The sequence below is a fragment of the Microbacterium sp. Bi128 genome (genome assembly GCF_918698205.1).
Map to the genome: position 1 here is coordinate 1 of NZ_CAKKMM010000292.1, position 5,105 is coordinate 5,105.

Below are 5,105 nucleotides of genomic sequence, written 5' to 3' on the forward strand. Positions count from 1 at the left end.
CTCGTGCTGCTCTCCCTGCTGCTGCCCTACAGCTCCTACAAGGCCGGCGAAAGCCCCTTCGTGACATTCTTCGGCTCCATCGGGGTCGACGGCGTGGACGCCATCATGAACCTCGTGGTCCTTACCGCGGCGCTGTCCTCGCTCAACGCAGGCCTTTACTCCACCGGCCGGATCATGCGCTCGATGTCCATTTCCGGTTCCGCGCCGAAATTCGCCGGCCGGATGAATAAGTCCGGTGTCCCCTACGGCGGCATCGCCCTCACTGCCGCAGTGGCTGTCCTGGGCGTGATCCTGAACGCCGTGGTCCCGGCCGAGGCCTTCGAGATCGTCCTGAACGTCGCATCGCTCGGCATCATCAGCACCTGGGCCATGATCGTCCTGTGCCAGATGCAGCTCGCCCGGCTCGCAGCCCGCGGAGAACTGCTCCGGCCCGCGTTCCGTATGCCGGGCGCACCCGTCACGGGCTGGATCACCCTGGCCTTCCTCCTGGCGGTGCTGGTCCTCATGGCCTTCGACTCGCCAGTCGGAACGTGGACCATCGCCTCCCTCGCGGTCATCATCCCGTTGCTGATGCTCGGCTGGCGCCTCTGCCGGCACCGCATCCTGGAGATCGCCGCCGTCCGCGACGGGTTCACCGGCCCGTATCCGCTCGTGGCCAACCGACCCGTGCGTGGGACCGGCGGGGATTCGGAGTAACATCCCGGCAGTCCGGGTCCGCGTAACGCAACGTCCCCGCAACCTCTCCTGCACGTGGTTCGCATATGCTCAGCGGACAGACTCAACATGGCTCAGCGACGAACCACCCGGGAGACAGCTCATGACCAATTGGCGGATCAGGGATTTCCATTCGGCCGATCTTGACGGGATCCTGCACCTCTGGGAATCCCTCAAGGCCACCAACGTCGAGCCGGTCTACGCCCTCTCCGAGGTGCTCGCCTCCTGCGAAAAGGACCACGCCGTCGTCGCGGTGCAGGGCGAGCAGGTGGTGGGCGCCGCCGTCGGACGCGCCGCCCACGACCAGGGCTGGATCGTATTCCTGGCCACCCTGCCCGATTACCGGGGCCGCGGCATCGGCACCTCGCTGCTGGCCTCAGTCGAGAACCGGATGGCCCCGCACGGGCTCAACAAGCTCTCGGCCCTGATGCCCGAATCCGAAACCCGGGTGGAGGCCTTCCTGAGCCGCGGCTTCGCCCTGAAGAAGAACCTGCGCTACTTCGAGCGGAAAATCCCGGTCCAGCGCCAGGAACTCGAGCCGCTCAGCCAGCTCGGCGGCCGGATCCTGGCCCGCGACCTCTGGGAAAACGTGGCGGGCATGCGCAACGAGAAGGAGCTGCTGGAACGCCGGCTGGTCCTTCCCCTCGCCGAGGCCGACCTCGCCGACGAATACGGGGTGGTGCCGCCCCGGGCGGTGGTCCTCTTCGGCCCGCCCGGTACGGGCAAGACGACCTTCGCCAAGGCCATCGCCTCCAGGCTGGAGTGGCCGTTCGTGGAGGTCTTCCCCTCCCGGCTGGCCTCAGACCCCAAGGGGCTGGCCGGGGCGCTGCGCGAGACCTTCCTGGAGATCGCCGAACTCGAGCACGCGGTCGTGTTCATCGATGAGGTGGAGGAGATCGCCTCCCAGCGCTCCGGCGAACCGCCGTCGCCCCTGCAGGGCGTCACCAACGAACTGCTCAAGATCATCCCGGCCTTCCGCGAACAGCCCGGCCGGCTGCTGGTCTGCGCCACCAACTTCATCCGCGCCCTGGACTCCGCATTCCTGCGCCACGGCCGCTTCGACTACGTCATCCCGATCGGTCTGCCGGACCGCCAGGCCCGCGAGGCCATGTGGCAGCGCTTCATCCCTGCCACCGTGGTGGACGACGTCGACGTCGAGCTGCTGGTGGACCGCACCGAGGGGTTCTCCCCCGCGGACATTGAGTACGCGGCCCGCAGCGCCTCCCAGCGGGCGCTGGAAAAGGCGGTGTACGACGACGGCGGCGCGGCGTCCGGCGGCAGCGCCTCAGTCCGCGAAGCCGTCCGGAAGGGTCCGGCCACCCAGGACTACCTCGACGCGATCGCCGACACCCGGACCACGGTCAGCGCCGAAGTGCACCAGCAGTTCCTGGAGGACATCGACGACCTAGGCCGGGTGTAGGGGAAGCAACGCGGGGTCAGTTGCGGCCCATGTTGGGGCTCTGCATGGGCGCCAAGTGACCCCGCGTTGCAGTCATTGCCGAGCCGTCATTGCCTAGTGGAGGCAGCGTGATCCTGTTTCTCACCATTGTGAGCGGCCTGGCCTGGACCGTGGTCTACGTCGATGCCATCCGGATCGGTTTCAAGGACCGGAGCTACGCGATCCCGGCCGCCGCGCTGGCCCTGAATTTCGCCTGGGAGGCCATCTACGCCATGCGCTCCATCGCGACGGGAATCACCGCCCAGGGGGTCTTCAATATCGCGTGGGGACTGGCCGACGTCGTGATTGTGTACACCTTCCTGAAGTTCGGCCGCTCCGAGCTGCCGGGCTGGGTGACGCGGCGGCTGTTCATCGGCTGGGCGCTCCTGCTGGGCGTCACGTCCTTCGCGGTCCAGCTGCTGTTCGTCGTCCAGTTTGGCTGGGACGACGCGGCCCGCTACGCGGCGTTCCTGCAGAACCTGCTGATGTCCGGGTTGTTCATCGCCATGTTCGCCGCCCGGGGCGGCACCCGCGGCCAGACCCTGCTGATCGCCGTGGCCAAGTGGGTCGGCACCCTCGCGCCCACGATCGCGCTGGGCTGGTACGGCAACTCGCCCCTGATCCTGGGCGTGGGGGCGCTCTGCAGCGTCTTTGATCTGGTGTACATCGGTTTGCTGTGGCGGGCCCGGCAGCCGGGAGCCGCTAGAGGGTGACGACGATCTTGCCCTTGGCGTGGCCCTGTTCGAGCGCGGCGAAGGCTCCCCCAATGTCCGCGAACGGGTAGGTGCGGTCCATGACCGGCTGCACGTGGCCGGCGTCGACGAGGGCCGCCAGGGTGCGCAAATCATCCCCGCTGGGGTGCATGAACAGGTAACGGTAGCTGGCCTTCGCCTTCCGGGCGCGGCGGCGGATGCCCATGCTCATCAGCCAGAAAGCGGCCGTGATCATCGGCGGCGAGCCCAGGTCTTTCGTCGCGGTGAGCGGCTCGGGAACGCCGGCGATGGATACCACCCTGCCGCCGGACTTAAGAATGCGGAAGGAATCCCTGAGGGTCACGCCGCCGACCAGGTCCAGGACCGCATCGAAATCATGCAGTACCGCGGAGAAGTCCTCCCGGTTGTAGTCGATGACGGCGTCCGCCCCCAGCCGGCGCACCAGCGCCTCGCCGCGGGCCGATGCCGTGGTGGTGACCTGGGCGCCGAGATACTTGGCGAGCTGGATGGCGAGTGTTCCCACCCCGCCGGCGCCGCCGGAAATGAAAAGCCGGGTGCCGCGGCCCACGGCAAGTTCATCGCGGAGGGCCTGCAACGCCGTGAGCCCGGCCAGCGGCAGTCCTGCGGCCTCGGCGAATCCGAGCGACGCCGGCATGGCGGCCACCAATTCCTGCTGCACGCACACCAGCTCGGCGAAGGCTCCAAGCCTGGCCTTGTCCACCCGGGCGTAGACGCGGTCGCCGATGGAAAAGCGGTTGGGCCCGGGTCCGATTGCTTCCACCGTCCCGGCGAGTTCGCAGCCGGCCACGATCGGCAGGCGGACATGGCTGATGGGCCGGAGCGCGCCCCCGCGGAACTTGAAGTCCACCGGGTTCAGCCCGGCCGCGGCAACCTTGATCCGGACGTCACCCGGGCCGGGCTGGGGAACCGGAACATCCCGGAGTTCCATGGCGTCCGGGCCGCCGTAGCGTGTGAGGACGTAGGCGCGCATGCTCAGTCCCGCGCGGACCCGGTGTCGCCGGCCGGAGCATCTCCCGGCGCAGCTTCCGCGTCTGCTGCAGCGGCCGTTGCCGGGGCGTCTGCTGCTGCCGGGGCGTCATAGGAGAGGAACTCGTAGTCCGTGTCATCCGCCTCGTCGAGCATGTCGTCGAGTTCGTTCAACAGCCAGGGATTGATCCGGGCCAGGATTTTCCGGGTTTCCTCGACAGGAACGGCGGCGTAGAGCACCGGGCGGGCATCGTCGTAGCGGGTGACCGGGGGCTTGTCCGGCCATTTCTCGGCCAGCGCCTTGACCCGTTCGGGCAGCGAATTGTGCGCGTTGTCGGCAATCTTCACAAGCGTGGCGTCGTGGTCCTCGGCGATGTACCGGATGCCGGCCTGGTAGTCGTCCGGATTCTCATGCAGGCGCTTCGTGACCCGCTCGATGATGTCCGCGGCACGCTCGGAGACCCCCATGTCCAGCAGTGCCTGCCGCGTCATCGGGGTGTCCTCCGCGATGTCGTGGAGGTACCCGGCGATCCGGATGTCGTCGTCGAAGTCCGCCAGGGCGTCCCCGACGGCGAGCACATGTTCCCGGTATGGCCGCTTGAGCTTGTCCTTCTGGCGGTTGTGGGCCACCTCGGCCAGGACCTTGGCTGTCTCGACGGTGAAGCGGGGCTGAGGGTGTGCAGGCTCGGTCATGAATCCAGCCTACGCGCCGCGGCTGTCCGTCCCTGCCCGGAGGCCGGTTCCCGGATGCGCCCCCTTGTGCGCTCCCGGTACCCCGGGCCACACCCAGGGCTCGCGGGGCAGGGCCGCCGGGTCGAAGGCGGCGAGGATATCGTCGAGGCGGCCCGGCGGGAGGCCAAGGGAGTCCAGCAAAGTGCCCCGGACCTGGTCCGCGCCCACCCCGGCCAACGCCAGGTCGGCCAGCGTGACGGCGCCGTCACGCTTGGCCAGCCGGGCGCCGTCGGCGTTCAGTACCAGCGGCACATGCGCATATTCAGGAACAGGCATATTGAGCAGCGACGCCAAATAGGCCTGCCGCGGCGTGGACGGCAGCAGGTCATCGCCGCGGACCACCTGGTCGATGCCCTGCGCGGAGTCGTCCACCACCACGGCCAGGTTGTAGGCGGTCACGCCGTCGTTGCGCCGGAGCACGAAGTCGTCGACCACCCCGGTGTAACTGCCGTGGAGCACGTCCCGCACCGTCACCTCGGCCACGGTGGAGCGGAGCCGGACAGCCGGCGGCCGGGCGGCCC

6 protein-coding genes are annotated in these 5,105 nt (G+C 68.5%); 3 read left to right on the plus strand and 3 right to left on the minus strand.

What is annotated here, in order from left to right; translation table 11 throughout:
- From LQV45_RS17325 to LQV45_RS17335, 3 genes are all read left to right on the plus strand, one after another.
- On the plus strand, positions 1-696 hold a 696-nt coding region (locus LQV45_RS17325), incomplete at its 5' end, for an amino acid permease (protein ID WP_230008090.1).
- Between the two features lie 121 nt (positions 697-817).
- Complete coding sequence (locus tag LQV45_RS17330) at positions 818-2,134, plus strand: ATP-binding protein (RefSeq protein ID WP_230008091.1); 1,317 nt, start codon at positions 818-820, stop codon at positions 2,132-2,134.
- A 107-nt stretch (positions 2,135-2,241) separates the two neighbouring features.
- Entirely contained in the window at positions 2,242-2,865 is a 624-nt protein-coding gene (locus LQV45_RS17335; protein ID WP_230008092.1) for a hypothetical protein, read from the plus strand.
- Here LQV45_RS17335 and LQV45_RS17340 read toward each other — a convergent pair.
- The 3 genes from LQV45_RS17340 to LQV45_RS17350 form a co-directional block, all read right to left on the minus strand.
- Entirely contained in the window at positions 2,855-3,856 is a 1,002-nt protein-coding gene (locus LQV45_RS17340) for an NADP-dependent oxidoreductase (RefSeq protein WP_230008093.1), read from the minus strand. The genes LQV45_RS17335 and LQV45_RS17340 overlap by 11 nt on opposite strands.
- Positions 3,857-3,858: 2 nt before the next feature.
- Positions 3,859-4,545: an HD domain-containing protein gene (locus LQV45_RS17345; protein ID WP_230008094.1), complete on the minus strand. Its 687-nt coding sequence runs from the start codon at positions 4,543-4,545 to the stop codon at positions 3,859-3,861.
- Positions 4,546-4,554: 9 nt separating this feature from the next.
- The coding region (locus LQV45_RS17350) for a glutamate--tRNA ligase family protein (RefSeq protein ID WP_230008095.1) at positions 4,555-5,105 on the minus strand (551 nt) is incomplete at its 5' end.